This window comes from Flavobacterium sp. Leaf82 (genome assembly GCF_001422725.1).
In the GTDB taxonomy this organism is placed as follows: Bacteria; Bacteroidota; Bacteroidia; order Flavobacteriales; family Flavobacteriaceae; genus Flavobacterium.
The window spans coordinates 354,619-380,477 of the sequence record NZ_LMMA01000023.1 but is presented as its reverse complement, the minus strand read 5'-3'; the positions used below and the strand labels follow the sequence as shown (position 1 = coordinate 380,477).

20 protein-coding genes are annotated in these 25,859 nt (G+C 34.1%); 6 read left to right on the top strand and 14 right to left on the bottom strand.

Features of this window, described 5'->3' with window-relative positions; genetic code table 11:
- Positions 1-302: 302 nt before the first annotated feature.
- The 4 genes from lpdA to truA form a co-directional block, all read right to left on the bottom strand.
- Positions 303-1,691, bottom strand: coding sequence for a dihydrolipoyl dehydrogenase (gene lpdA, locus ASF10_RS14010; protein ID WP_056250254.1), 1,389 nt, complete (start codon positions 1,689-1,691; stop codon positions 303-305).
- A 364-nt stretch (positions 1,692-2,055) separates the two neighbouring features.
- Positions 2,056-2,640, bottom strand: coding sequence for an NUMOD4 domain-containing protein (locus ASF10_RS14005; RefSeq protein ID WP_056250253.1), 585 nt, complete (start codon positions 2,638-2,640; stop codon positions 2,056-2,058).
- Positions 2,641-2,782: 142 nt separating this feature from the next.
- Positions 2,783-4,537 (bottom strand): ABC transporter ATP-binding protein, encoded by a 1,755-nt coding sequence (locus tag ASF10_RS14000; protein WP_056250251.1) that lies wholly within the window; start codon positions 4,535-4,537, stop codon positions 2,783-2,785.
- A 148-nt stretch (positions 4,538-4,685) separates the two neighbouring features.
- Positions 4,686-5,426: a tRNA pseudouridine(38-40) synthase TruA gene (gene truA / locus ASF10_RS13995; RefSeq protein ID WP_056250249.1), complete on the bottom strand. Its 741-nt coding sequence runs from the start codon at positions 5,424-5,426 to the stop codon at positions 4,686-4,688.
- A gap of 463 nt (positions 5,427-5,889) precedes the next feature.
- Between truA and ASF10_RS13990 the strand changes: the two genes are divergently transcribed.
- Together ASF10_RS13990 and ASF10_RS13985 are read left to right on the top strand one after the other, a co-directional pair.
- Positions 5,890-7,803 carry an SPFH domain-containing protein gene (locus ASF10_RS13990; RefSeq protein ID WP_056250247.1) on the top strand — a complete coding sequence of 638 codons (1,914 nt, stop codon included), beginning with the start codon at positions 5,890-5,892 and terminating at the stop codon, positions 7,801-7,803.
- 237 nt (positions 7,804-8,040) lie between these two features.
- Positions 8,041-8,535, top strand: coding sequence for a metallophosphoesterase family protein (locus ASF10_RS13985; RefSeq protein WP_056250245.1), 495 nt, complete (start codon positions 8,041-8,043; stop codon positions 8,533-8,535).
- 5 nt (positions 8,536-8,540) lie between these two features.
- Here the strand turns inward: ASF10_RS13985 and ASF10_RS13980 are convergent, their stop codons facing one another.
- From ASF10_RS13980 to ASF10_RS13970, 3 genes are all read right to left on the bottom strand, one after another.
- Positions 8,541-9,467 carry a sensor histidine kinase gene (locus ASF10_RS13980; RefSeq protein ID WP_056250242.1) on the bottom strand — a complete coding sequence of 309 codons (927 nt, stop codon included), beginning with the start codon at positions 9,465-9,467 and terminating at the stop codon, positions 8,541-8,543.
- A gap of 45 nt (positions 9,468-9,512) precedes the next feature.
- Positions 9,513-10,175 (bottom strand): response regulator transcription factor, encoded by a 663-nt coding sequence (locus ASF10_RS13975; RefSeq protein WP_056250239.1) that lies wholly within the window; start codon positions 10,173-10,175, stop codon positions 9,513-9,515.
- Between the two features lie 168 nt (positions 10,176-10,343).
- Complete coding sequence (locus tag ASF10_RS13970) at positions 10,344-10,757, bottom strand: DUF4293 domain-containing protein (protein ID WP_056250237.1); 414 nt, start codon at positions 10,755-10,757, stop codon at positions 10,344-10,346.
- Between the two features lie 183 nt (positions 10,758-10,940).
- On the opposite strand from ASF10_RS13970, the gene rho reads away from it, so the two are divergent.
- A complete protein-coding gene (gene rho / locus ASF10_RS13965) occupies positions 10,941-12,845 on the top strand; it encodes a transcription termination factor Rho (RefSeq protein ID WP_056250236.1) in 1,905 nt (634 codons plus the stop codon).
- 160 nt (positions 12,846-13,005) lie between these two features.
- Here rho and ASF10_RS13960 read toward each other — a convergent pair whose 3' ends face one another.
- The 5 genes from ASF10_RS13960 to ASF10_RS13940 all read right to left on the bottom strand — a co-directional run bounded on the left by ASF10_RS13960 (position 13,006) and on the right by ASF10_RS13940 (position 18,740).
- Positions 13,006-14,028 carry a M28 family peptidase gene (locus tag ASF10_RS13960; protein ID WP_056250234.1) on the bottom strand — a complete coding sequence of 341 codons (1,023 nt, stop codon included), beginning with the start codon at positions 14,026-14,028 and terminating at the stop codon, positions 13,006-13,008.
- A gap of 5 nt (positions 14,029-14,033) precedes the next feature.
- Positions 14,034-15,011 carry a DUF3667 domain-containing protein gene (locus ASF10_RS13955; protein ID WP_056250233.1) on the bottom strand — a complete coding sequence of 326 codons (978 nt, stop codon included), beginning with the start codon at positions 15,009-15,011 and terminating at the stop codon, positions 14,034-14,036.
- Positions 15,012-15,194: 183 nt separating this feature from the next.
- A complete protein-coding gene (locus ASF10_RS13950; RefSeq protein WP_056250231.1) occupies positions 15,195-15,968 on the bottom strand; it encodes a dienelactone hydrolase family protein in 774 nt (257 codons plus the stop codon).
- Between the two features lie 102 nt (positions 15,969-16,070).
- The gene (locus ASF10_RS13945) at positions 16,071-18,272 is read right to left on the bottom strand and encodes a penicillin acylase family protein (protein ID WP_056250229.1); all 2,202 of its coding nucleotides are present in this window, start codon (positions 18,270-18,272) and stop codon (positions 16,071-16,073) included.
- Positions 18,273-18,287: 15 nt separating this feature from the next.
- Complete coding sequence (locus ASF10_RS13940; RefSeq protein WP_055096212.1) at positions 18,288-18,740, bottom strand: Lrp/AsnC family transcriptional regulator; 453 nt, start codon at positions 18,738-18,740, stop codon at positions 18,288-18,290.
- 219 nt (positions 18,741-18,959) lie between these two features.
- On the opposite strand from ASF10_RS13940, the gene rocD reads away from it, so the two are divergent.
- The 3 genes from rocD (at position 18,960) to ASF10_RS13925 (ending at position 22,219) form a co-directional block, all read left to right on the top strand.
- Positions 18,960-20,213, top strand: a complete 1,254-nt coding sequence (gene rocD / locus ASF10_RS13935) for an ornithine--oxo-acid transaminase (protein WP_056250228.1) — start codon at positions 18,960-18,962, stop codon at positions 20,211-20,213.
- Positions 20,214-20,413: 200 nt separating this feature from the next.
- Positions 20,414-21,487 carry a glycosyltransferase family 2 protein gene (locus tag ASF10_RS13930; RefSeq protein WP_056250226.1) on the top strand — a complete coding sequence of 358 codons (1,074 nt, stop codon included), beginning with the start codon at positions 20,414-20,416 and terminating at the stop codon, positions 21,485-21,487.
- Between the two features lie 270 nt (positions 21,488-21,757).
- Positions 21,758-22,219: a DUF1810 domain-containing protein gene (locus ASF10_RS13925; protein WP_056250225.1), complete on the top strand. Its 462-nt coding sequence runs from the start codon at positions 21,758-21,760 to the stop codon at positions 22,217-22,219.
- An 81-nt stretch (positions 22,220-22,300) separates the two neighbouring features.
- On the opposite strand, the gene ASF10_RS13920 is transcribed toward ASF10_RS13925, so the two are convergent.
- Both ASF10_RS13920 and ASF10_RS13915 read right to left on the bottom strand, forming a co-directional pair.
- Positions 22,301-24,235 (bottom strand): family 2A encapsulin nanocompartment cargo protein cysteine desulfurase, encoded by a 1,935-nt coding sequence (locus tag ASF10_RS13920; protein WP_056250223.1) that lies wholly within the window; start codon positions 24,233-24,235, stop codon positions 22,301-22,303.
- Entirely contained in the window at positions 24,219-25,139 is a 921-nt protein-coding gene (locus tag ASF10_RS13915; RefSeq protein ID WP_056250221.1) for a family 2A encapsulin nanocompartment shell protein, read from the bottom strand. The genes ASF10_RS13920 and ASF10_RS13915 overlap by 17 nt, the downstream gene beginning before the upstream one ends.
- Between the last annotated feature and the right edge of the window lie 720 nt (positions 25,140-25,859).

Below are 25,859 nucleotides of genomic sequence, written 5' to 3'. Positions count from 1 at the left end.
AATTTTATGATATTCGATGGTTCTTTTTGTGCTGATATAAAAATTATTCAGGCGAAGATAAAATCAGATTGTTGTCAGATTTTTAAGATTTATAAAAGTACAAAAAAAGATTAAAGTCAGAAATATTTTTTTTGTATCTAATTGTTATGCAGGTTTTTATTGTGTTTTTTTTGAAGATTTTTTGGTATTTTAAAGATGCTACTATAATCAAAAAAAAATCCGACTTGCTTTTGCAAATCGGATTTTTAAATTGAAAATAATATGTAACTCGCACCGATGCACAGGCATCAATACAATGTTTTTTACAAGTGAATTACTTCGCCGTAAGCATCAGCTACAGCCTCCATAACAGCTTCACTCATTGTTGGGTGAGGGTGAATAGATTTAAGGATTTCATGACCTGTAGTTTCAAGTTTACGGGCAACAACTGCCTCAGCAATCATATCTGTAACACCAGCACCAATCATGTGGCATCCTAACCATTCTCCGTATTTAGCATCAAAGATTACTTTTACGAATCCATCAGCAGCACCGGCAGCTTTTGCTTTTCCAGAAGCTGAGAACGGGAATTTACCAATTTTTAATTCGTATCCTTTTTCTTTAGCTTGTTTCTCTGTTAAACCTACAGAAGCAATTTCTGGAGTTGCATATGTACAACCCGGAACGTTTCCGTAATCGATTGGGTCTACGTGTAAACCAGCGATTTTTTCAACACAGTTAATTCCTTCTGCCGAAGCTACGTGAGCTAAAGCTTGTCCCGGAGTAACGTCTCCAATTGCGTAGTAACCAGGAATATTAGTTGCGTTGTAAGCGTTTACTAAGATTTTATCTCTGTCAACAGCGATTCCAACTTCTTCTAAACCTATGTTTTCAATGTTAGTTTTAATTCCAACTGCCGAAAGTACGATGTCAGCCTCAAGAATTTCTTCTCCTTTAGCCGTTTTTACAGTAGCTTTTACTCCAGTTCCTGTAGTGTCAATTTTCTCAACAGATGAGTTGGTCATAATTTTTACTCCGGCTTTTTTCATAGAACGCTCCATTTGTTTAGAGATATCCTCATCTTCAACTGGAACAATATTTGGCATAAATTCTACAATAGTAACATCAGTTCCCATTGAGTTGTAAAAATGTGCAAACTCAACACCAATAGCTCCGGAACCTACAATAATCATAGATTTTGGTTGTGTTGGTAAAGTCATTGCCTGACGGTAACCAATTACTTTTACACCATCTTGTGGCAAGTTTGGCAACTCGCGTGAACGAGCTCCAGTTGCAATGATAATATGGTCAGCGCTATATTCAGTAACTTTATTATCTTTATCAGTAACGTCAAGTTTTTTTCCTGGTTTTAGTTTTCCAAAACCTTCAATAACGTCAATTTTGTTTTTTTTCATCAAAAACTGAACACCTTTGCTCATTCCGTCAGCAACATTACGGCTACGTTGTACTACTGCAGGGAAATCTTTATCGAATTCAGAAACTTTTAATCCGTAGTCAGAAGCGTGTTTTAAGTAATCAAAAACCTGAGCTGATTTTAGTAATGCTTTTGTTGGGATACATCCCCAGTTTAAACATACACCACCAAGGTTTTCTTTTTCAACTACAGCTACTTTAAAGCCTAATTGTGAAGCTCTAATAGCTGTTACATATCCGCCAGGACCACTTCCTAAAACAATAACGTCGTATTTCATTTTTTTGGTTTTTAGTATTTATTACCGAAAACGAAGTTTAATTCCGAAACTCATTTTCCTATTTATTCTTTTGTTATTTGTGATTGCGAATTTAAGGATTTATTTTAAAAAATAGTAAGTTGTAAAAAAGTAAAAAGGTAAAATATGAAATCTGAATTGTTAATTATGAATTATAAATTATAAATTATTGCTTTTTTCCTCTAAAGCTGTAAAATAAAACTTTCATTAACAAAGCGAAGTCGAAGACCTTTCGAGATGAAAAGCTCTTCGACTTCGACTAATAATTGTTAATTGTTAATGATGAATTATTAATTAAGTATTATCAGCAATTAATAACTAACAATTAACCATCAATAATTAGGTATTACACTTTTACGTGTCCCCAGTTTTCTCCGCTGGCAATACGTCTAATTTGCATTTCGCTTACGCCAAATTGTTTAGCGATCATTTTAAGACGCGTTTTTTGTTCCGGTCTTGCTAATATTTTCTTGATTAACATCACTTTAGTAGTTGTTAATTTTCTTCCGTCGGCTTTTAAGTTGTGTTCAATCAGATTCTTTTTGGCCTGGATCACACGCGGACTTTTACGGCTGTGCGCCATCATTTCTGCTTTTGTTGCCCAGCGCAAATTGTTTACATCATCATTGCTTCTGTTATAGTCCAAATGCAATACATAAGTTTGATCTTCAGATGTTTTTTTGATAAAATATTGAGCAACTAACTTATATAAAAAGAGATATTTGTTAACAATCTTGTCGTCATTTTTAACCTTAAACCTAAAAGTTGGGTAACCGTCGCTTAAACCGCCTTTTAAAATGCGTCCGTTTTGTATTTCATCAGAAAAACTAATCAGACGGCCTTTATTTGAAATTGCATATCTAAGTTGCAATGATGCGTTTATTTCTATTTCTTTGAATTGCTCGTTTGGATAAAATCTATTTTGTGGCATTTTCTTTTACATTTGATTATATATTCTCAAATATAATTAATTAAAAAAGCACCATTGTTACATAATTCCTATGTATTGCCAGTTTTATGATTCCTATAACGCTAATTTAACTTTTTTAAGAAATTTTTTGGCATTTAAAAATCTAGTTAGCTACTGAAAACTGGGAGTCATAGAGGTTTTTGTAATAACCGTCGGCTTTATTCAGTAATTCCTGATGCGTTCCTTGTTCTACAATTAAGCCTTTATCCATAACAACAATTTTATCTGCGTTTACAATTGTGGCTAATCGATGCGCTATAATAATCGAAGTTCTGCCTTTTGTAATCGTTTCTGTCGCACGCTGAATCAATTCTTCAGAATAAGTATCAATCGACGATGTTGCTTCATCCAGAATTAAAATACTCGGATTACTAACATACGATCTCAAAAACGCAATTAACTGGCGTTGTCCGGACGAAAGCATAACGCCTCGTTCCTTAACATCAAAATCATAATTATCCGGCAAACTCATAATAAACTCATGCACACCAATTTTTTTGGCAGCATTTAAAACCTGTTCGCGTGTAATTTCAGGATTGTGCAGGGTTATATTGTTATAAATCGTATCGGCAAATAAAAACACATCTTGAAGTACAACTGCAATTTGTTTTCGTAACGAAGCCAAAGTATAATTTTCAATATTGTGACCATCAATAAAAATAGTTCCGCTATTGATCTCGTAAAAGCGATTCAGTAAATTTATTATAGTCGATTTTCCTGCACCTGTAGAACCCACAATTGCAATAGTTTGTCCGGCAGCCACAGATAAATCTATTCCTTTTATAACCTCTTCTTCCGGAATATAACTAAAACGGACAGCTTCAAACTCTATACTTCCGTTAAAAACTGGAGCTTCAAGCGTTCCTGTATCTTGTATATGGTCTTGTGTATCTATGATATCAAAAACACGATTGGCAGCAATCATTCCCAATTGCATCTCATTGAATTTATCCGCAATCTGACGCAAAGGGTTAAACAACATTCCTATAAACATCGTATAAGAGAATAAATCTCCAAAAGTCGTAAAATGATCCCCGTTCAGGATCTTAAATCCACCATAAACCACCACTAATCCCAGAGTAATAGACGAAATAATATCAGCAATTGGGAAAAATATTGAGTTATATAAAATCGTTTTAATCCACGCAACTCTGTGTTTGTCATTAATTACCTTAAAATTTTCGGCTTCGATTTTCTCACGATTAAAAAGCTGTACAATCTTCATTCCCGTAACACGTTCCTGTACAAACGAGTTCATGTTAGCAATTTGTGTTCGAACTTCCTCAAAAGCAACTTGCATTTTACGCTGAAAAATTCTTGTAATAAAAACCAGAATCGGCATTGCGACAACCACAATCCAGGTTAGTTTCCAGTTCATATAAAACATAAAAATCAAAACAACCAGCATTTTCATCAGGTCACTTATTATCATAAACAAACCCTGGCTAAAAATACGTGCAATCGATTCAATGTCAGATACTGATCTGGTTACCAGTTGCCCAACCGGAACCAAATCAAAATATTTCATTCTAAAACTCAGAATATGTTTGAAAAGTTTCGTTCTGATATCCTTTACAATATCCTGTCCCAGCCAGTTTGCCCAATACACAAAATAAAACTGAGAGAATACTTCAAACAAAAGAACAACGCCCATCAATACAATATACATCAACAAACCCTCTTTGTCATGCGTCTTGATATAGCCGTCGACCGTTTGTTTTAATAGATAGGGGCGAAGTGCTGCAAAAATCGACAGCGAAACGGCAAAAATTATAACGCCATAATAGCGCCATTTATAAGGTTTAGTATATTTTAAAATTCGTTTGAATAATCCGGTATCAAATGCTTTTGCTTTCATTTTTATTTTCTGGAGCTATTCCTGCTTTCCGTTACAAGTTTTTCTCAAAAATATGTTTTTGTATTATTTTTATAAAGCTTCCGCTGGTCGCTTCATAAAAACACAAAAACTACATTTTTCTCAAAAAAGCTTTTCACTGCAATCAGGGCTATTTTATGATGTAATCGTAATTAATTTCGGTTAAATATAATCCGTGCGCCGGAACCGAAAACCCGGCTTTTTCTCGACTTTTACTCGCAATAATGTTTTCAAAATCGGTTAGAGAAATTTTGTGTAAACCAATATTTACCAACGTTCCCACAATAGAACGAACCATATTTCGTAAAAACCGATTCGCCGAAATCGTAAAAACCAGTTTATTATTTTCTTGTTTCCAATATGCCTCAAAAATCGTGCAATCAAATGTGTTGACATCCGTATTTACTTTCGAAAAACATTGAAAATCCGTATGATTCAGTAAGATTTTTGCCGCTTCGTTCATCAAAGCTACGTCTAATTTTTGGTTAAAATACCAACTCAATTCTTCTGCAAACGGGTTTTTAACAGTATTGATATGGTATTCATACGTTCGTCTGGTGGCGTCAAATCTGCAATGAGCATCATCATGTACCAATATAATATCAAAAATGGCAATGTCTTTTGGTAAATACGAATTCAGTTTATGTACTAAAACCGGAACATCTATTGCAGCATCAAAATCAAAATGCGCATACATTTTCTCTGCGTGAACGCCAGTATCAGTTCTTCCGGCGCCCATTGCATTTATAGGTGAATTTAATAAAACCGAAAGGGCTTTGTTTAAAGTTTCCTGTACAGATGAAGCATTGGGCTGAAATTGCCAACCGTGATAATGGGTTCCGTTATAAGCGAATTGAATAAAATATCTCAAGGTGAAGGTTCAAAGGTTCTGAGTGGCAAAGGTACGAAAAAAAGTGGCTAAGGTTCTAAGATGCTAAGATGTTAAGATGCTAAGTTTTTTTACATGACGTTATTGTAGAGACGCACTGCGGTGCATTTCTACGATAAAACAAACGTATTATAATTTTTCACGCAGATTTTGCAGATTTAAACAGATTTTTTTTAAATCATTTTAATCCTTTAATCTGTGGCAAAATAAACTTAGCACCTTAGTCTCTCAGAACCTCAGAACCTTTCTAAAAAACTGTTAAAACCAAAAATACCAATCATAGTTTGTTCAGCAAAAAATCGTGTCAGAAATTGACAATTCCATCGATTTAATTGAATTATTTTTTTTAACATTTTGTGAAAGAATTGGCGAAAGTTAATTTTTAAAATATTTTATTTTAACAGAAAGTATTTCTATTATGTTTGTAGCCTAAATATCAAAAACTATGAATGAAATTACTTCTTATTGGTGGATAATTTTAATCTTATTCTCCTTCCTTTTTTACAAGTTTATTTTACGTGTTTTCTTCGGAATGGTAATGGTTCCCGAAGATAAAATTGGTTTAGTAACCAAGAAATTTGTTTTGTTTGGAACCGACAAATCGCTTCCTGATGGTCGTATTATCGCGACAAAAGGAGAAGCTGGTTATCAGGCAAAAACGCTTGCTCCGGGTTTATACTGGGGAATGTGGATCTGGCAATACTCGATAGATATGACTGGATTTACAGTTATTCCCGAAGGTAAAATTGGACTCGTTTTAAGTAAAGACGGACAGGAAATCCCAACCGGACGAATCTTAGCACGAAAAGTAGACAGTGACAATTTTCAGGATGCTACTTTTTTCCTGGATAATGGCGGACAAAAAGGGCGTCAGACAGCTTTTATTACAACAGGTTCGTATCGTATTAATACGTTCTTGTTCGAAATTGTTATGGCAGATCAAATCAAGATTTACGAGAACATGATTGGTATCGTAACCGCTCTTGACGGAGAACCAATTCCGCAAGGACAAATTGCCGGAAAGTTTGTCGAAGGTCATAATAACTTTCAGGATTTTGACAAGTTTCTGGATACGGGCGGAAACCGTGGTTTGCAGCCTCAGGTTATGTTGGCAGGTTCTTATTATATTAACACATGGGGAATACAAATCGAGCAAAACCCAATGACTGATGTGCCTATTGGTTATGTTGGCGTTGTGATTTCTTATATTGGAGAAGACGGACAAGATGTAACCGGAGATACTTTTAAACACGGAAATATTGTTTCAAAAGGACAACGCGGTGTTTGGATGGAACCTTTTGGTCCTGGAAAATATGCGCTTAATAAATACACAACGAAACTAGAACCGGTTCCAACAACTAATTTAGTACTAAACTGGGCAAATGCGAGAAGTGAATCGCATGATTTAGATAAAAATCTATCTACAATTACAGTGCGTTCAAAAGATGGTTTCCCGTTTAATCTGGATGTGGCACAAATTATTCACGTTCCGGCTGCCGAAGCGCCAAAAGTAATTGCCCGTTTTGGAAGTATGAATAACTTGGTTTCTCAGGTTTTAGAGCCTACAATTGGTAACTACTTTAGAAACTCGGCGCAGGATAGCGATGTGATTTCTTTTTTGAGTACAAGAAAAGAACGTCAGGAATCGGCTAAAAATCATATTAAGTTAGTATTAGACGAATACAACGTAAATGCTGTTGATACTTTGATTGGAGATATCGTTCCGCCGGATTCATTGATGAAAACCTTAACGGATAGGAAACTGGCAGAAGAAGAGCAAAAAACGTATCAAACCCAAAGAATGGCACAAGAACAACGCCAGGGAATGGAGAAAGAAACGGCGATTGCAGATATGCAAAAAGAAATCGTTCGTGCTTCGCAAAGTGTTGAAATCGCACAACGTACAGCAGATGCAACCGTGAAAAAAGCAGAAGGTGATGCAACCAGTTTAAAACTAAATGTAAACGCTGAAGCCGAAGCCACAAAAATGCGTGCAAATGCAGAAGCCGAAGCTACAAAAGCAAGAGCAGGAGCACAGGCAGAAGCAACAAAACTAAACGCAAGCGCCGAAGCAGAAAAAATCTCTAAAACAGGTTTAGCCGAAGCAGAGAAAATTATGGCAATTGGTAAATCGACTGCAGAATCGTACCAACTTCAGGTTGCTGCAATGGGCGGTGATAACTTTACCCGATATAAAGTAACGGAGGAAATTGGTAAAGGAAATATCAAAGTAATTCCAGATGTGCTGATTTCAGGAAACGGTGGTTCTGATGGTTCTATTAGTGGTTTATTAGGATTAAAACTAATGGAAATGATGGATACCAAAGATTCTAAAGACGTTAAAAATCCGAAGAAATAATAATTGTTTTAAGGTGAAAAACTTTAGATGTGAAATGTGAGATGTAAAATGTAAAACACATCGTATATCGTAGAGATGCACAGCAGTGCGGCTAACACAAAGTTTGAAATCCGATTTGCGTAAGCGAATCGGATTTTTTTATTAAAAGCTTAGCAACTTAGCACCTCAGAACCTTAGCATCTTTAAAGAAAACCTTTGTACCTTTGCGGCTCTGAACCTTTCTGCCTTTAAAAGAAAATGAAAAAAATCCTCCTACTTTCTGACACACATAGTCATATTGACGATACTATTTTAAAATATGTAAATCAAGCCGATGAGGTTTGGCATGCGGGAGATATTGGTGATTTAAATGTTACCGATACCATAAAAAAGCTAAAACCTTTACGTTGCGTTTACGGAAATATTGATGACGCACAAGCCAGATTAGAATTCCCTTTGCATAACAGGTTTTTATGCGAAAATGTTTCTGTCTGGATTACTCATATTGGTGGTTATCCAGGGAAATATAATCCGGCAATCAGAGAAGAAATGGCTTCAAATCCGCCTAAATTATTCATTTGTGGACATTCGCATATCTTAAAAGTAATATTCGATAAAAAGAATAATTTACTGCATATGAATCCCGGTGCGGCAGGAAAAAGCGGCTTTCATCAGGTAAGAACCATGTTGAGGTTTGTAATCGATGATGATAAAATAAAAGATCTGGAAATTATCGAGATCGGTAAAAAGTAATTTGGTTAATGAGGCAACGGAATTTTAATCTTAATTAAGGTTCCTTCATTTGCTTTTGAGACAATAGATATATTTCCTTTGTATTTTTTGATTCTCGCTCTAATTTGGTTCAGACCAAAACCTTCGGATTCATTTAGTTTTTCGGCTTTAAAGCCTTTTCCGTCATCATCAATTATAATACTGAATTTGTTTTCTTTTTCCTGTAATAAAATGCGGGCTTTCTTTGCGTCACTATGTTTTATAATATTGCTGAATAATTCTGAAACAATAAAATAAACTTTCATTTCAAATTTTTCGGTATATCTTTTATCTGTTGGAATTTTACTTGAAAACTCAAAATTAATACTGGAATTTGAGTTCTTTTCACATAAATCTTCCAATGCGAAAATTAAACCAAAACGAACCAGAAGAGCAGGAATCAGGTCATGAGACATGTCTCGCAAAAGATCGTGTGCTTCTTGTAAAATAGCTTTTGCTTTCTGGATTTCTTCAGATTTTATATTGTTTTGTGCTGTAAACGTATTTAAATGTAACCCTACAGAAGATAATAAAGAATTAATGTTGTCATGTAAAAAGGAAGCGATTTTTTTGCGTTCAATTTCATTGCTGTCAATTCCGGCATTAATAATATTAAGCAATATCTTTTGCTTCGTATCCTTTCGTTTAATTTTTTGCTTTAGTTTGTTATTCTGATAAAAGAAATAGAATAAAAAACAAAGTATTATTATAATGACAATAGACAGGCTGACTATTTTTTTATTTCGTAATTGTTCGAATTTTTCAATTTTGGTATTAGTTGTCTTTTTTAAATTTTCCTGAATTACAATACTTGATTCATTTGTACTTAAAGATGTATTTTGATGACCAAATACAGTATTTCCGCCTATCGAAGTAAAGAAAAGGAATGCGATAAAAAATTTGATTAAAGCCATAATCCAATTGTAAATTATGAAATAGATTTGATTTTTTGAAGACGATTACGAATTTATTAAATTGTTTTTCAACGCATATTTTACAAGACCAATAGTACTTTTAATCTGTAACTTTTTCATGATGTTTTTTCTATGGGTTTCAACTGTATTCATGCTAATAAAAAGTTGCTCGCTGATTTCCTTGCTGCTATATTCAAGCGAAATCAAGATAATAATTTCGATTTCACGAGCACTCAATATTGGATTTCCGCCATAGAAATCCTTGTTTAATTTAGGATTATTATGAGTAAAAGTATTAAAGATTTTTTCTCTCACCGCATCACAAAAGTATTCCTGACCCTGATAGACAGCTTCAATAGCTTCAATAATGTTTTCGCCAGCACATTTTTTTGTGAGATAGCCTTTGGCACCTAGTTTCATTACTTCTTTTATGAGTTTGAGATCATCATAGCTCGATAAAATAATAACTTTACAGGGAAACTCTTTTTCTTTGAATTCTTTTAATGTTTCAATACCATCTTTTTTAGGCATGCTTATGTCTAAGATTAAAATATCGGCATTGTTTAGAATGACATCATCATAAACAGTGGTTCCGTTTAATGAACTTCCTACAACCTCGAAGTTATCTACAGTTTGAAGTAAATTGGTAAGGCCATCGATAAGTACTTGATGATCATCAGCAAGATGAATCCTTATTTTTTGTGTCATAATTGTTTTTGGAACTTAAAAAGCAAATTTATGAAAAAAAATATCTTACAAAGTTGTTTTGGTCTTTGTTTTAAATGCTATAATAAAATTTTAAAAAACAGTCAGGTACAAAAAAACCCGAATTAAAAATTCGGGTTCTCTTCGCACAAAAAACTTAAGTTTATAGGTTTATCTCAAACGGTCTACAGATTTTACGAGATCTTCATCCTTTTTGATGGCCTTATTAGCTAAAACTAATAATACGATAGCAACAATTGGTAGAAACATCCCAATACCTTTCTCTGAAACAGCAACTGTTTCTCCAGATAAATTTAGAGAGCGATATACAAACAATCCTAATAAAATTAAATTTAATATTATGTTCAGTCTGCCCATTACAAACTGATTTTGTCTTTTCTTGTATGAAATGATACTTATAATAGTAAGCATAGTACTTAATCCCAGCAAAATTGTGTAAAACTGATCTTGCATAAAATAAAATGGTTTACCATTATTTAATGTCCAAAGTGGAATAAAAAATAATAATACCCCCGTAATTATAAAGGTAAGAATTAAATATACAGTTTGAATTCGTTGTATCATGATCTAAAATTGTTTTACAAAAATATATTTTCTTTTTTTAAAATACTATTGTATGATTAAATTTTATTCGTATTATTGCATCATAATACCGTAAGCACTTCATACTGCGGTCAATTGAAAACAATTATCTACCTATTCTTTTTACAGTATTTCCGTTAAAATAATTAAATTCATAGAACATTCATGTTTGATATTTCTGCATTAAAAGAAATGAAGCTTTCTGAGCTTCAAGAAATAGCTAAGTTAGCTAAAACTATAAAGTTTACCGGTGTCAAAAAAGACGCTTTAATTAGCCAGATTTTAGCACATCAGGAAACAACTATAGCACCACCTGCTAGTGCTGTAACTGAAACGGAAAAAGTTGATGATAAACCGAAAAGAGCAAGGATTGTTCCTGTAAAAAAAGCGGCTATTAGCAAAAATGCTCCAGTATTAGAATTTGATAATGTAGAGGAAACTGCTGAAAAAACAGAAACTCCGGTAGCTGTAAAAGCCCCGACAGCAAAAATAGCTCCTAAAACGAAACAAACTCCTGTAGCGAAACAAGCTACGGAAGAAAAGGTAGTCGCAGAGCAGGAAAGTCCTGAAGTTCAGGAAACAGCTGAGGAAACAGTGCCAGAGAAAAAAGGACCAAAAATCGTTAAATTTAATAAATCAGCTTACGAGAAAAAAGTCGCTTTGCAAAAAGAAAAAGAAGCTACGAAGGAAGTGATTCCGGAAAGCGAAGCTGTAGCAGAAACTTTAACTGCTGAAAAAACAGAAGCTCCCGTTGCGGTTAAAAAGGTTAATCCGAACCAAAACAAGAATCCAAACCAAAATCTGAATCCAAATCAGAATCCTAACCAAAATCCAAATCAGAATTCTAATCCAAACGCAAATCCGAATGCAAATGGTAACGGAAATGGTAATAATGGGAATCAAAATCCAAATCATAAAAACAAGAAAAATAATTTCAGAGATTCAGACTTTGAGTTTGACGGAATCATCGAAAGTGAAGGTGTTCTTGAAATGATGCCGGATGGTTACGGTTTTTTACGTTCATCAGATTATAATTATTTAGCTTCTCCGGATGATATTTATTTATCAACATCACAAATCAGATTATTTGGTCTTAAGACTGGAGATACAGTAAAAGGAGTGGTTCGTCCTCCTAAAGAAGGGGAGAAATTTTTCCCGTTGGTTCGTGTACTTAAAATCAATGGTCACGATCCGCAAGTGGTTCGCGACAGAGTTTCTTTTGAACACCTGACACCGGTTTTCCCTTCAGAAAAATTTAAATTAGCCGAAAAAGGCAGTTCAGTTTCAACCCGTATTATCGATTTATTTTCTCCAATTGGAAAAGGACAACGTGGTATGATTGTCGCACAGCCTAAAACAGGTAAAACAATGTTGTTAAAAGACATTGCAAATGCGATTGCAGCAAATCACCCTGAAGTTTATCTTATTGTTCTTTTGATCGATGAGCGTCCAGAAGAGGTTACAGATATGCAACGCAGTGTTCGTGGTGAAGTTATCGCTTCTACTTTTGACAGAGAACCACAAGAACACGTAAAAATTGCCAATATTGTTCTTGAAAAAGCAAAACGTTTGGTAGAATGTGGTCACGATGTTGTGATTTTATTAGATTCGATTACACGTTTAGCAAGAGCTTACAATACCGTTCAGCCAGCATCAGGAAAAGTTTTAAGTGGAGGTGTGGATGCAAATGCGTTACAAAAACCAAAACGTTTCTTTGGAGCGGCAAGAAATGTAGAAAATGGCGGTTCTTTAAGTATTATCGCAACTGCACTTACTGAAACAGGTTCTAAAATGGATGAGGTGATCTTTGAAGAATTTAAAGGAACCGGTAACATGGAACTTCAGTTAGATCGTAAAATTGCCAACAAACGTATTTTCCCTGCAATTGATCTTACTTCGTCAAGTACACGTCGTGATGACTTATTATTAGACGAGAAAACATTACAAAGAATGTGGATCATGCGTAAATATCTGTCAGATATGAATCCGGTAGAATCTATGGATTTTGTAAACGATCGTTTCAAGAAAACAAGAAATAACGAAGAGTTTTTGATCTCTATGAATGACTAAGGAAAGGTTCTAAGGTGCTGAGGGACTGAGGTTCTAAGTTTAAAAATTTACATACAAAAAAGGGATGAGTTTTATTAAACTCATCCCTTTTTTGTATTTTAAAGTATATAATCTCAAAGTAAAAACCTTAGAACCTCAGTCCCTCAGCACCTTAGAACCTTTATTTAATAGGTTTATCAACTACCGGTCTATTTGGTCTATTCGCTAAATCCCAGGCTACAGAGAAAGCTAATTGTGTTCTTTTTGTCAAAGCGTCGTATTCGATTTTTTGAGGTTCATCGCCTTTTCCGTGGTAATCTTCGTGGACACCGTTAAAGAAGAAAACGGCAGGAATCCCAAATTTTGCAAAGTTATAGTGATCAGAACGCTCATAGAAATGATTTGGATCTTTTGGGTCATTAAATTTAAAATCTAAATCTATCTTAGTGTATTTTTCGTTTTGGGCTACCACAATATTATGCAAATCTGTAGATAATCTATCTGCTCCAATTACGTAAACGTAGTTGTTAGTTTGTGCATGTTCTACATCGCGACGACCAATCATGTCAATATTAATATCTGTAATAGTGTTTGCGATTGGAAACAAAGGATTTTCAGAATAGTAACGTGATCCGTGTAAACCGTGTTCTTCACCAGTTACATGCAGGAAAAGGATAGAACGTTTTGGTCCGTGTCCGTCTTTTTTGGCCTTTGCAAACGCTTTTGCCATTTCGATTACGGCTACAGTTCCTGAACCGTCATCATCAGCTCCATTATATACTTCACCATTTTTTATTCCTACGTGATCATAATGTGCAGAAATAACCAATACTTCGTCCGGTTTTTCAGAACCTTCGATGTATGCCCAGATATTTTCAGAATCAGGTAAGTTTTCATTACGTCTTGCATTCAGGAAAGACGCAGGAATGTGCTGATAATAATCTGTTGCTCCTTTAGGAAACGAAATACCACTTTTTTTGTATTGTTCGATCATGTAAAGACCTGCTTTTTTTTGTCCTTTAGATCCGGTTTCGCGACCTTCCATTTCATCAGAAGCCACAACGTATAACATTGTTTTAAGGTCTTTTTCGCTAATTGCTTTTATATATTTACTTGGATCTGAATTGTCTTTTGCTACAGCCGACTGCATGTTTTTGCATGAAAAGGCGGTACCAATTAATAATAGAATTATAATTTTTTTCATTGTTGTTAATGTAAGTTTAGAAATGTGTAGAAAGCATATAGTATTAGTAAAAATAGAATAAAAAAGGAGTTAATAAAAAACAAAGCAACACTTTTTATAAACGACACCCATCTTGTTTCTCCATAAAAGCGATGATGTGCCGGATAAAAATAATAACTCATCCATATAAATCCCACAAAGTCAGTGATATCCGAAATAAAGGTCAACCCGTTGTCTTCTCCAAATAAACCTATCAATTTTCGAATTATAAATAAAATCAGAAATATTAAAAGCAAGAATGAAAAATAATGCAGTGTAAATATGCCGTGGTCAAAATAATACCATTTCTTTTTATTGTGAAAAATCCATAAAAAGAAAGCAAAAAATGGCATTATAATGAATAACACTTTTGGAATGTTGTGAACGAATGACTCCGTAAATTTTTCTATAATGTTTTCCTTCGTATTATGATCCTTTACATATTTAGCCTTTTTGATAATCCAATAACTAAAACTATCCAGCTTCTTTTCTTCCGGAGCAAACTTTTGTAACGAATCAACATTCTTTGTAAAATTGTCGAAATCTTTTCCGGGTTTAAGATCATTGAGATCTCCTGTAAAAATGTTTTTGGGGATTTCTTTCTCGCCGGATTTTTTATATTTATCAGATGTCACAATTTGTTTATTATCACCCGGAAATAAAGCAATCATTAAAAAAGTTATAAAACTAATAAAGATATAAAGCCGGACAGGAGCAAGGTAAGATAATCTTTTTCCGGAAAGATATTCTTTGGTTAATGTAGCAGGTTTAAAAAGCAGATTGCGAATGGTTTTCCAAAAAGCATTTTCGTAATGCGTCAGATCTTCAAAGAAATGAATGAATAAATGATGAAATGTTTTTCGGCTATCTGTGTTTTCCTGCCCGCAATGCGGACAAAAATTTTGTTCGACAACATGCCGGCAATTTAGGCACGTTTTGTCTTTTCTAATGGGACTATGTGACATTGATTGGTTGGTTTGGTTTGATTTTGGTTGTTAATTTGCACACGGATGGAACAGATTTAAAGTGCTTTACGCTGTTTTTTTGCCACGAATTACATGAATTAACGCAAATTCTAAATTGAATTGAATAGAATAAATCAGTATAAAACATTTTAAATCCATAACATCTGTGAGCTATTCAAAAGTTTATTTTTTCAATACCTCATTTAAGAAAAGTTGTAAATGTTCAAATGATCTTTTTGCTGCAACGGCATTATATGCAGCGCCTTTTGAGTTATCATTTCCGGCTTCGGGATTTGTAAAAGAGTGAACTGCATTTGCGTAATAAATCATTTGCCAATCGGCTTTTGTGTCACGCATTTCTTGCTGAAAAGCAGTAATTTCTGCTGGAGATTCAAACGGATCATCTGCACCGTGACAAACCAGAACTTTTGTTGTAATTGGCTCAACTTTGCGGGTTGCATCTTTACCAAGACCTCCGTGAAAAGATACCACACCTTTTAGATTCAAATGTCCGCGGGCAGCTTCAAGAACTCCGGTTCCTCCAAAACAATAACCAATAGCGACAATATTATCAGCATTTGCGCCTGATTTTATCAATTCCTGCAAAGCAGCGTCAATACGCTTTTGATAAACTTCATAATTCTTTTTATAATAACCGGCTTGCTTTCCGGCTTCGGTCGTATTGGTTGGATAATTTCCTTCGCCATAAATATCAGCGATGAAAACATTGTAACCTAATTTAGATAAGTTTTCTGCAATATCCTTTGAGGCTTTGTCGATTCCAAGCCAGGCCGGCAATAATAAAATGCCTGGATTTTGATTGCTTTTTTTAGCAGATTTTGCAAATAATCCATTTAATGCCTGAGAACCATCTGTATATTTTACAGATTTTAACTGGGCTGCTATAGTGTTAGAAAACAGTATGGTAGCAAATAATAAAAGAGCCGAATTTTTCATAGTAATACAATTTTAAACAAATATCAGAAATATTATGTTACAAAAAAACCTCGAAAAAGTATTTCTTTCGAGGTTTCTGTAAGTTGATTTAAGCCATAAAAATTATTCGCCGGGATGATATGTTTTCTCAGCGTTTTTAATCACATCTTCTTTATAAAATAAGACATCTTTAAATTTTCCGTTTTGATACATTTCAGCTTGATCGATAAAATGTTTAGAGTCAGGATTGCCGCTATTTCCTCCGGCTAATAATGATTTTGCTTTTATTTTTGAACCAAATTCCACGGCACAAACAAAACTATTGCCATTATATCCGTAACGTTTTTTGGAATCCTTTTGATAACTGCTTTTAAAAGAAGGCAAACTTCCCCAAGAACCCGGACCAAAAGCAATTGGTAAGCTTGGTTTAGAATCGTCGTATTTTAAATCAATATCGCCACTTGAACGCTGAAAACGGTTGATTTCTCCCCAAGCCACTTTCCACGAACCCCATTTTGATTTTAAATCTTTTAAAACTTCCTGTAGTTGTGGTATCAGTTGTTTTGCAGTTGCAGTTGCAGCAAAATTTTTGGTGTTTTGAACCTGATCTGTTTCGCCTTCATTAATATAAGCTTTTAAGATAATTGGGTCTAATTTATAAGCCCATTCTACGGCTAATGTTGTGGCTATTGAATTTTCTTTGGCATAATAATCCCAGTCTTTTAAAACTGCAATCGCTTCCGCCAATTCAGTATATTCCGGATCTGTAGTTTTACTGTTTTTTTCGAAAGTTGTAATGAGGCTTGGAATCAAAATTTCAAAAATTGATAGTTTTGTATCGTAGCCGTCAGCAATTACCTTGTCTAAAGTATATTTGTCGCCTTTGCTAAAAATGCGAACTGCATTAATACCTCTGAAATTTTCTCCGTCCGGAGCCATATAAGCAGAATAATTTTCTTTTTTCGGGCTGTTTTCTCCAGCAACAGAATAAGGTGTTGAATTACAATTTTGCAACCATCCATTTATTGGGTTATAGCTATGAACAGTTTCGTCTACTTCATGCAAACCCTTCCATTGTGTAGATGAAATCGATCCGTCGACTACTTTTGACCAGTTCAGGCTTTTGTCTCTCACAGGGATAAAATTACCATGCCAGTATGCAATATTTCCTTTACTGTCTGCATAAACAGTATTATTAGACGTATTCGCTTTTAAATCCATCGCTTTTTTATAGTCTTCAAAACTTTTTGATTTAGTGCGTACCCAACTCTGGATCAAACTGGTCATTGACCGATTGTTTGATCTTAAACTAATCCATTTTCCGTCACGTTTCGCCATAACCGGACCATTATTGGTAAAATAGGTTTTGAATTTTTTAGGAATGAGTTTTCCGTTTTCAGTATAACTTATTATGATTTCTTTTTCGATAACAGGTAAAAGCTTTTTATCGAATTCATAAAATAATTTATTGTTTTTATTGATGATTTTCTCCGCGTACATATCAGCAACATCTACATTTGATGAAGTATGCATCCATCCGCAATTTTCATTAAAACCCTGGTAAATAAAAAATTGTCCCCATGTTACGGCTCCATAAACGTTCAGTCCTTCTTCACTTGTTGCCTGAACTTCAGGTCTGAAATAAAATGTTGTGTGCGGGTTAATGTATAAAATAGCATTTCCGTCAGCAGTTTTAGAAGGTGAAAAAGCAAAACCATTCGATCCGGTTTGTACATTTTTCTCTCTTTCGATATAAGCAACTTTATCTGTATTGCCGGAATAAAAAGCTTTTAATTGTCCTGTAGAAAGATCAGCGGTACTTATGGCGCCAATACTTCCGTCTGTCCAGAGTAATGGAAACCAAGGTTCGAAATGTGTTAAAAGTGCCGGTTTTACTTCAGGATGTTTGTATAAATAAAAGTTGATCGCATCAGCATAACTATCTAAAAGTTTTTTGAGCCAGAGAGGTGCTTTTTTATAATCAGATTTAGCTTCATCAGCATCAATCAACAGCCTAATTTCTAAATCATTGTATAAAACAGATTGTCCTTTTATCTCTGAAAGGCGTCCCATTTTTTCAATATAATTCATCTCAATGCGTTTAAAATCATCTTCGCATTGTGCATATAATAATCCAAAAACAGCATCAGCATCGGTTTTTCCGTACACATGCGGAATTCCCCATTTGTCTCTGATAATAGAAACCTGCTGTGCTGATTTTTCCAGACGATTGGCTTCTTTTTGAGTGATTTTTTGTGCCGAAATCTGAAAATTTATACAGCAAATGATAAAGAGTAACCTTAATATTTTTGAGTAATCGAACATGATTATTGGAGAGTATTACAACGTGATATTGCGTTTAAAAGCACAGCCTAATTCAATAATAGAATCTGTCTTGGCAATACCGGGAATGCTGTCGATTTTTTCATATAGAATTCTTCGCATGTGTTCATGATTTGTTGCAATGATTTTTATATATAATGTAAATGAACCCGTTACATAATAGCATTCTGTGATTTCTGGAATATCTTTTAGTGCTTCAATAATTCGGTCAGAATCAGAATCTTTATTTAAAGTAATTCCGGTAAAAGAAGCCCAGTCATAACCAATTTTCTTTTCCTGAATAATAGGTTTGATACCAGCAATAACACCTTGTTCAACCATGCGGTTAATACGTTGATGAACCATTGTGTTTGAGATCTTTAAATTAGCAGCAATTGCAGAAAAAGCCATTCTGCCATCTTTTTCAAGTTCTTTAATGATACTAATATCAAATTCGTCTAATATATCCATTATTTTAAATTGAGTTAATTTCTTTTCGGATTCATAAAAGTAATTATTTTTTTCAATAAACCGGATAAAACTCTTCGCAAAGCAAAATGTATTTGATTTTTTTATAGCCTAAAAATTATAATTTTGACTCTGATAATGATTTTAAAAGTCAAAATATAGTATTTTACCTTCTATAATGAATAAAATTTAATACTTTTGTACTGTAAAAAGAAATAGATTATGGTACATACTGAGAAATCACTTTCATCAAAATCAGAAGTTTTGATAGAAAAAGAAAATAAATACGGAGCTCATAATTATCATCCGCTTCCTGTGGTTTTAGAAAGAGGAGAAGGTGTATATGTTTGGGATGTAGACGGAAAAAAATATTATGATTTTTTGTCTGCTTATTCTGCAGTAAATCAAGGACATTGCCATCCTAAAATTGTGAAAGCAATGGTAGATCAGGCACAAAAACTGACTTTGACTTCCCGTGCATTTTACAATGATAAACTGGGAGATTATGAAGAGTTTGTAACGAAGTATTTTGGTTTTGATAAAGTTTTGCCCATGAATACTGGTGCAGAAGCTGTTGAAACTGCTCTTAAAGTATGTAGAAAATGGGCTTATGAAGTAAAAGGTATTCCGGAAAATCAGGCGCAGGTTATTGTTTGTGAAAACAATTTTCACGGTAGAACCACTACAATTATTTCATTTTCAAATGATGAAGGAGCCCGTAAAAACTTTGGTCCGTTTACAGAAGGATTTATAAAAATTGAATATGATAATCTTGAAGCTCTTGAAAAAGCTTTAGAATCATCTAAAAATATAGCTGGATTTCTGGTTGAACCAATTCAGGGAGAAGCTGGAGTTTATGTGCCAACTGAAGGATATTTATCTAAAGCAAAAGCGTTGTGCGAGAAACATAATGTTTTGTTTATCGCAGATGAGGTTCAAACCGGAATCGCGCGCACAGGAAAACTATTAGCGGTACATCATGAAAATGTGCAACCTGATATTTTGATTTTGGGTAAAGCAATTTCAGGCGGAGTTTATCCGGTTTCGGCAGTTTTGTGTAACGATGAGATCATGAATGTAATTAAACCAGGTCAACACGGATCTACTTTTGGTGGAAATCCTGTTGCTGCTGCCGTTGCAATTGCTGCTCTTGAAGTAATTAAAGACGAAAATATGGCTGAAAATGCAGAACGTTTGGGAATCCTTTTAAGAAAAGGTTTAAACGAAATTGCAGAAAGAAATAATCTAATCACCCTTGTTCGTGGTAAAGGATTATTAAACGCTATTGTAATTAATTGTGGCGAAGACTCAGATCTTGCCTGGGAAATTTGCCTTAAATTTAGAGATAACGGATTATTGGCTAAACCAACTCACGGAAACAAGATTAGATTAGCGCCGCCATTGGTTATGACAGAAACTCAAATTAATGAATGTCTTGAAATTATAGAGAAATCGCTAAACGATTTTAGAGACTAAGCAAAATTGCATACCTCATATTTATTAAAAAAAAAACATATCCAATTTTCCGGATATGTTTTTTTTTGCTTTTAATAAAAGTATTATTTTAATATAATTTGAGCTTTTAGAGGCTATTGGGGGATTATGGGTAAATTATTTTTGCAGTCATTTTCAAAACAAGGAAATGATTTGAAATACTAATTTATTACTGCCAAAATATGATCACAATAAGTCTTTGTATGATTGTTAAGAACGAGGATAAAACATTAGCCAAATGTCTGGATTCGATAAAAAACATTGTAGACGAAATTATAATTGTTGATACTGGTTCTACAGATAAAACAAAGGATATAGCATACAGATATACCAATAAAGTATATGATTTTGAATGGATAAATGATTTTGCTGCGGCAAGAAATTTTGCTTTTTCTAAAGCCACAAAGGATTATCAGTTGTGGCTGGATGCAGATGATATTTTGATAGAAAAAGATCAAATCGCCTTTAGGGAACTTAAACAAACACTATCTCCGGATATTGATATGGTTTTGATGAAATACAACTATGTGGTTGACGAAAATCATAAAGCAGTATATTCTTTTCATCGCGAACGTTTACTAAAAAGACTCAATAATTATAAATGGAGCGATCCGGTTCATGAATATATAGAATATGGTGGTAATTATTTAATGTCTGAAATTGCCGTAACCCATAAAAAAGAACCTTCATTTTCTGATAGAAACTTAAAAATCTATGAATCTGAATTAGAAAAAAACATTCCCTTTTCGCCAAGATCACTTTATTATTACGCACGGGAATTAAGAGATCATGACCGAAATGGAGATGCAATTTTATACTTTAATAAATTTCTGGATACAAAAAAAGGTTCAATTGGAGACAGCATTAATGCGTGTTTAGAAATAGGTAAACTTTATAAAAAGCTTGATGATAAAGACAATGCCTTGAAATATTTTTTTCAGAGTTTTTGCTTTGATACTCCAAAAGCCGAAGCATGTTGTGAGGTTGCTGATATTTACAAGGGGAATGAAGATTACAACAAAGCCATCTATTGGTACGAACTGGCGCTGACTTTAAAAGTTTCTAAAGAGTATACGTATATCGTAACAGCCGATTCCTGGAATTTTATTCCCGCTATTGAGCTTGCAGTATGCTATTATAATATTAAAAAAATAGAAAGGGCTATGTTTTATAATGAGCTTGCGGGTGAATTTAAAAAAGATCATGATTCAGTAGTATATAATCGCAATTTTTTTAAAACCATTCAGTATAAGTAAAGAAGAAAGAAGAAAGAATAGAGAGTAAAGAGTAAAGAATATAGCTTATTAAGATTGTGTTTTTTAAGAAAGAAAATGACCAGACCATAAATTATATAACAAACGGAATTAATTATATAATTTTTTAAAGCGACTTGATAAGTAGTTTTGAAATGTCTTTAAAAAGGAAATTAAAGGAGGTCTGAAAAACGATTTTATTTAATTTTTAATAGAAAGAATAAGAAGAATCAAAACGGTTTAATTAACTTTTATAAATACAATTCTATTATAATGGCTTACTCAAATAATGATATAACACGTTTTTTAGATGCGCAGAATAAACTTTATCTTACCGCTTTTTCCGAAATTAAAAAAGGAAAAAAAGAAACACATTGGATGTGGTTTATATTTCCGCAAATAAAAGGATTAGGAACAAGTAATATTTCAAAATATTATGCAATTGCTGATCTTCAAGAAGCTAAAGAATTTTTAGATCATCCTATTTTAGCAAAACATCTTATAGAAATTTCAAGACTTCTGTTAACATTTAAAAGAAAATCTGCTGAGGGTATTTTAGGAGATTTAGGCGCTCGTAAATTATGTTCGTCTATGACACTTTTCTCTCAGGTTGAAGGTGCTGATCCTGTATTTCAGGAAATATTAGATACCTTTTTTATGGGATATTCAGATCCGTTAACTTTAGCTATTATTGATGCAGAAGTAATGTCGCCAGCTGTTGAAGCATTAACATAAATTCCATTTAATCGGAAAAAAAGCCATTCCACTTGTAGCGGAATGGCTTTTTCATTTATAATTAAGATCTTTCTCTACTATTTAAAATCTAACTTTTTTAAGTTCCCATAACGTTTTGATGAAAGTATCAACATCCTGAGTGGTATTGTAAAAAGCCAACGAGGGACGAACGGTAGTTTCAACTCCCATTCTTCTCAAAATAGGCTGTGCACAATGATGTCCGGTTCGTACTGCAACACCTTCTTTATTTAAAGCTTGCCCAACCTGATCGTTAGTATAACCTTGCAGATTAAAAGAAAGTACACTTGCTTTGTTGGCAGCGGTTCCTATCAATCGAACACCCGGAATTTCTTTTAGCAATCTCGTAGCATATTCCAATAATTGATGCTCGTAGTGACCAATAGCCTCAATGCCTAATTTGGTAACATAATCTATCGCGGCTCCAAGACCAATAGCATCAGCAATATTTCCTGTTCCAGCTTCAAAACGATTGGGTGCCTTGTGGTATTTTATTTCCTCAAAAGTTACATCCTGAATCATGTTTCCGCCGGCTTGATACTGCTGCATTTCGTTTAGTAAATCTTCTTTTCCGTACAAAGCGCCAATTCCGGTTGGACCAAAAAGTTTATGTCCGGAGAAAACAAGCCAGTCCGGATTAAGATCCTGAACATCAACTTTCATATGCGAAACACATTGCGCGCCATCAATTAAAACTTTTGCTCCAACAACATGTGCCATTTCTACTATTCTTTTGGCTGGAGTTACGGTTCCAAGTGCGTTTGAAACTTGTGTAAAAGCAACCAAACGTGTTTTTGAATTTAGCAGTTTTGCATATTCATCCAATAAAATTTGTCCGTCGTCATCAACCGGAATAACCCTTAGTTTTAATCCTTTTTTATCTGCCAAACGTTTCCACGGAACAATATTTGCGTGATGCTCCAGATTGCTCACAATGATTTCATCTCCCGCAACTAAATTATGATCGCCCCAACTCTGTGCAACTAAATTGATTCCCTCTGTTGCACCGCGAACAAATACAATTTCGTTTACGGAACCGGCATTCAAAAAAGTTTTTACTTTTTCACGCGCAGCTTCATAAGCATCAGATGCACGAGCTGCCAATTCATGTGCTGCACGATGAATATTAGAATTTTCATGTTCGTAGAAATAAGCAATACGATCGATCACCAATTGTGGTTTTTGAGTCGTTGCGGCATTATCAAACCAGACTAAAGGTTTGCCGTTAACGGTTTCCCTTAAAATAGGGAAATCCTTTTTAACCAGATTAGCATCAAAATGAGAACCGGTTATAATACCGAAATCTGGTTTCTCGAAAGTATTTCCAACGATCAAATTTGTGTTTTTCTGATCAAAAGCAAACGGATTCTGCTCTAAAAAGTAATACGAATTTGCTATTTCATTTCCGTTTAACGGAAAATCAACACGTTTTGTAAATTGTGTGTCAACAAATGATAATGCTGTTTTTAATTCAGTTTCAAACGAAGAACTTTCGGTTTGAAAAGGCAGATAATCATTGTTTAAAAGCAATTTAGAAAAAAATGTTTCTTCATTTGATTGAGCCGTTCCGCCATTTTTGAAATTTACATCATCAAAACCGGTTTGCGGATTGTTGACATTCACATTATTTCCATGTGGAATTCCTGATAGCGAAGTACCACTTTGAGGATCAAATCCCGCTCCGGCATTTGGATACAAAGCCGAAGCTCCTGAACCATAATTGGCAACAGTTGGCGACGCCCCAAAACCACTAAACGCAGGCGGAGCAGAAGGTGCAATTGCCAGATTTTGTAATGAAAAAGGCGTATTGTTGTCGCTTAAGTTTCCCGAATTCAATATGGTTTCTGCAATTTTGGTAGCACGCGGATGTTCATTTCGATCCGGACTTAAAGAAATTTCTTTTGGAAATTCATTCGGTAAAGTCCTGAACAATTCGTTGGCTAAAAACTGCAAATCCTCAATATTGGGTAAACCGTTGTTGTTAGTATTTATACTCATGATACTTTCCTATTTCTACATCTTCAAGAACAGCGATGGCATCATCAACCAAAATTGCCAATGAGCAATAAAGAGACACCAGATATGAAGCAATTGCTTTTTCATTTATTCCCATAAAACGAACTGATAATCCTGGCGATTGTTCGCCTTGTAATCCAGGTTGAATTAACCCAATAACGCCCTGACGACTTTCGCCTGTACGCAGTAAAATGATTTTCGATTTTCCGTCTTTTATGGGCAATTTATCTGATGGAATAAGCGGAATTCCTCTCCAGGTTAAAAACTGAGATCCAAATAAAGATGTAGTAGGAGGCGGAACACCACGACGCGTACATTCGCGGCCAAAAGCAGCAATTGCCAAAGGATGCAGTAAAAAGAATCCCGGTTCCTTCCATACTTTTGTCAATAACTCGTCTAAATCGTCCGGAGTTGGTGCACCGGTTCTGGTTTTAATAATTTGTGATGGTGCAACATTATTCAACAAACCATAATCTTTATTGTTGATTAATTCACTTTCCTGACGCTCTTTAATGGTTTCAATTGCCAATCGAAGTTGTTCAGAAATTTGATTGTATGGTTTGCTGTACAAGTCAGAAACCCTTGTGTGTACATCTACAATAGTTTGAACAGCTGCAAGATTATATTCTCTTGGATTATCGATATAATCGACAAAAGTGTTTGGCAAAACTCTTTCGTCCCTGGCAGAACAATCTACCTCGATATGGCTTCCATCTTTTACTTTATTTAAACGAAATACACCCGATTCTACTGGTGTCCAATGTAAAAGATGCGTTAGCCAACGTGGCGAAATCGTCCCAATTTGCGGGACCGTACGGGTTGCAATTGCTAATTGTCTTGCTGCAACATCTCCTAATGCTGTCTGTTGTTGTTTTGTTTCAGCCATGGCTTAAAGGTTTAATGGTTAATTTATTTTTGGAATTTTTTTTAACAATTTTATGCTCTTAAAACACTGTTTTTGTCGTATTAGTAAATTTATGTTAAAAAGTGAAATAGTAGAAAATATACAGTGTTTAATTTATCGTTAAATAACATGTAAATTGTTGAATTATAATGTTATGCAAGCGAATTGAAAGTTGAGGTAAAACTCAACTTATTATAATTTGATTTAGTGATAAATGTTCTGTACGTCTCTTTCCGTTGCCGCAGAAATGTTTTTTTTAGATAATTAATATTGATCTATTTTGACTTTTTGATGCAAAGACAGCAGTAAAAGGATCGCAATTGTTCAATAAAAAAATCTTTAAGAAGTAAGAAATTCGGTTTTATATATTGTGTTTTATAAATGAAAATCAATTATAAACGGAAGGTTTCGTGGGTATTAACAACAGAAGCACATATAACAAAAAGTGTTATAAGTATATTTTTTTGGAATAATGTAATATGAAATGCTTTCGGTTGTTTTCAAAATGTAGTTCTTTATAATTTTATAACTCTACTAATTCTATAGACAAAGTTAAATTTAATATAATAAAAACCAAATATTTTTTAAAATTTATTTGAAAGAGTAGAAGCGAGTATGGTAATAGGTAAAGTATTTAGATGTTTAATTGTTTGATTTTTAAGATTTTGAGCTTTGTTTTTGAGCAATAAAAAAGACAGAAAA

Coding starts and splice junctions, on each gene's coding strand:
- ASF10_RS13980 (WP_056250242.1), bottom strand. CDS start 9,467: ATGGCTTTAATCAAATTTTTTATCGCATTCCTTTTCTTTACTTCGATA.
- rocD (WP_056250228.1), top strand. CDS start 18,960: ATGGTACATACTGAGAAATCACTTTCATCAAAATCAGAAGTTTTGATA.
- ASF10_RS13920 (WP_056250223.1), bottom strand. CDS start 24,235: ATGAGTATAAATACTAACAACAACGGTTTACCCAATATTGAGGATTTG.
- ASF10_RS14005 (WP_056250253.1), bottom strand. CDS start 2,640: ATGCCACAAAATAGATTTTATCCAAACGAGCAATTCAAAGAAATAGAA.
- ASF10_RS13950 (WP_056250231.1), bottom strand. CDS start 15,968: ATGAAAAATTCGGCTCTTTTATTATTTGCTACCATACTGTTTTCTAAC.
- ASF10_RS13930 (WP_056250226.1), top strand. CDS start 20,414: ATGATCACAATAAGTCTTTGTATGATTGTTAAGAACGAGGATAAAACA.
- rho (WP_056250236.1), top strand. CDS start 10,941: ATGTTTGATATTTCTGCATTAAAAGAAATGAAGCTTTCTGAGCTTCAA.
- lpdA (WP_056250254.1), bottom strand. CDS start 1,691: ATGAAATACGACGTTATTGTTTTAGGAAGTGGTCCTGGCGGATATGTA.
- ASF10_RS13960 (WP_056250234.1), bottom strand. CDS start 14,028: ATGAAAAAAATTATAATTCTATTATTAATTGGTACCGCCTTTTCATGC.
- ASF10_RS13990 (WP_056250247.1), top strand. CDS start 5,890: ATGAATGAAATTACTTCTTATTGGTGGATAATTTTAATCTTATTCTCC.
- ASF10_RS13925 (WP_056250225.1), top strand. CDS start 21,758: ATGGCTTACTCAAATAATGATATAACACGTTTTTTAGATGCGCAGAAT.
- ASF10_RS13945 (WP_056250229.1), bottom strand. CDS start 18,272: ATGTTCGATTACTCAAAAATATTAAGGTTACTCTTTATCATTTGCTGT.
- ASF10_RS14000 (WP_056250251.1), bottom strand. CDS start 4,537: ATGAAAGCAAAAGCATTTGATACCGGATTATTCAAACGAATTTTAAAA.
- ASF10_RS13970 (WP_056250237.1), bottom strand. CDS start 10,757: ATGATACAACGAATTCAAACTGTATATTTAATTCTTACCTTTATAATT.
- ASF10_RS13955 (WP_056250233.1), bottom strand. CDS start 15,011: ATGTCACATAGTCCCATTAGAAAAGACAAAACGTGCCTAAATTGCCGG.
- ASF10_RS13975 (WP_056250239.1), bottom strand. CDS start 10,175: ATGACACAAAAAATAAGGATTCATCTTGCTGATGATCATCAAGTACTT.
- ASF10_RS13915 (WP_056250221.1), bottom strand. CDS start 25,139: ATGGCTGAAACAAAACAACAACAGACAGCATTAGGAGATGTTGCAGCA.
- ASF10_RS13940 (WP_055096212.1), bottom strand. CDS start 18,740: ATGGATATATTAGACGAATTTGATATTAGTATCATTAAAGAACTTGAA.
- ASF10_RS13985 (WP_056250245.1), top strand. CDS start 8,041: ATGAAAAAAATCCTCCTACTTTCTGACACACATAGTCATATTGACGAT.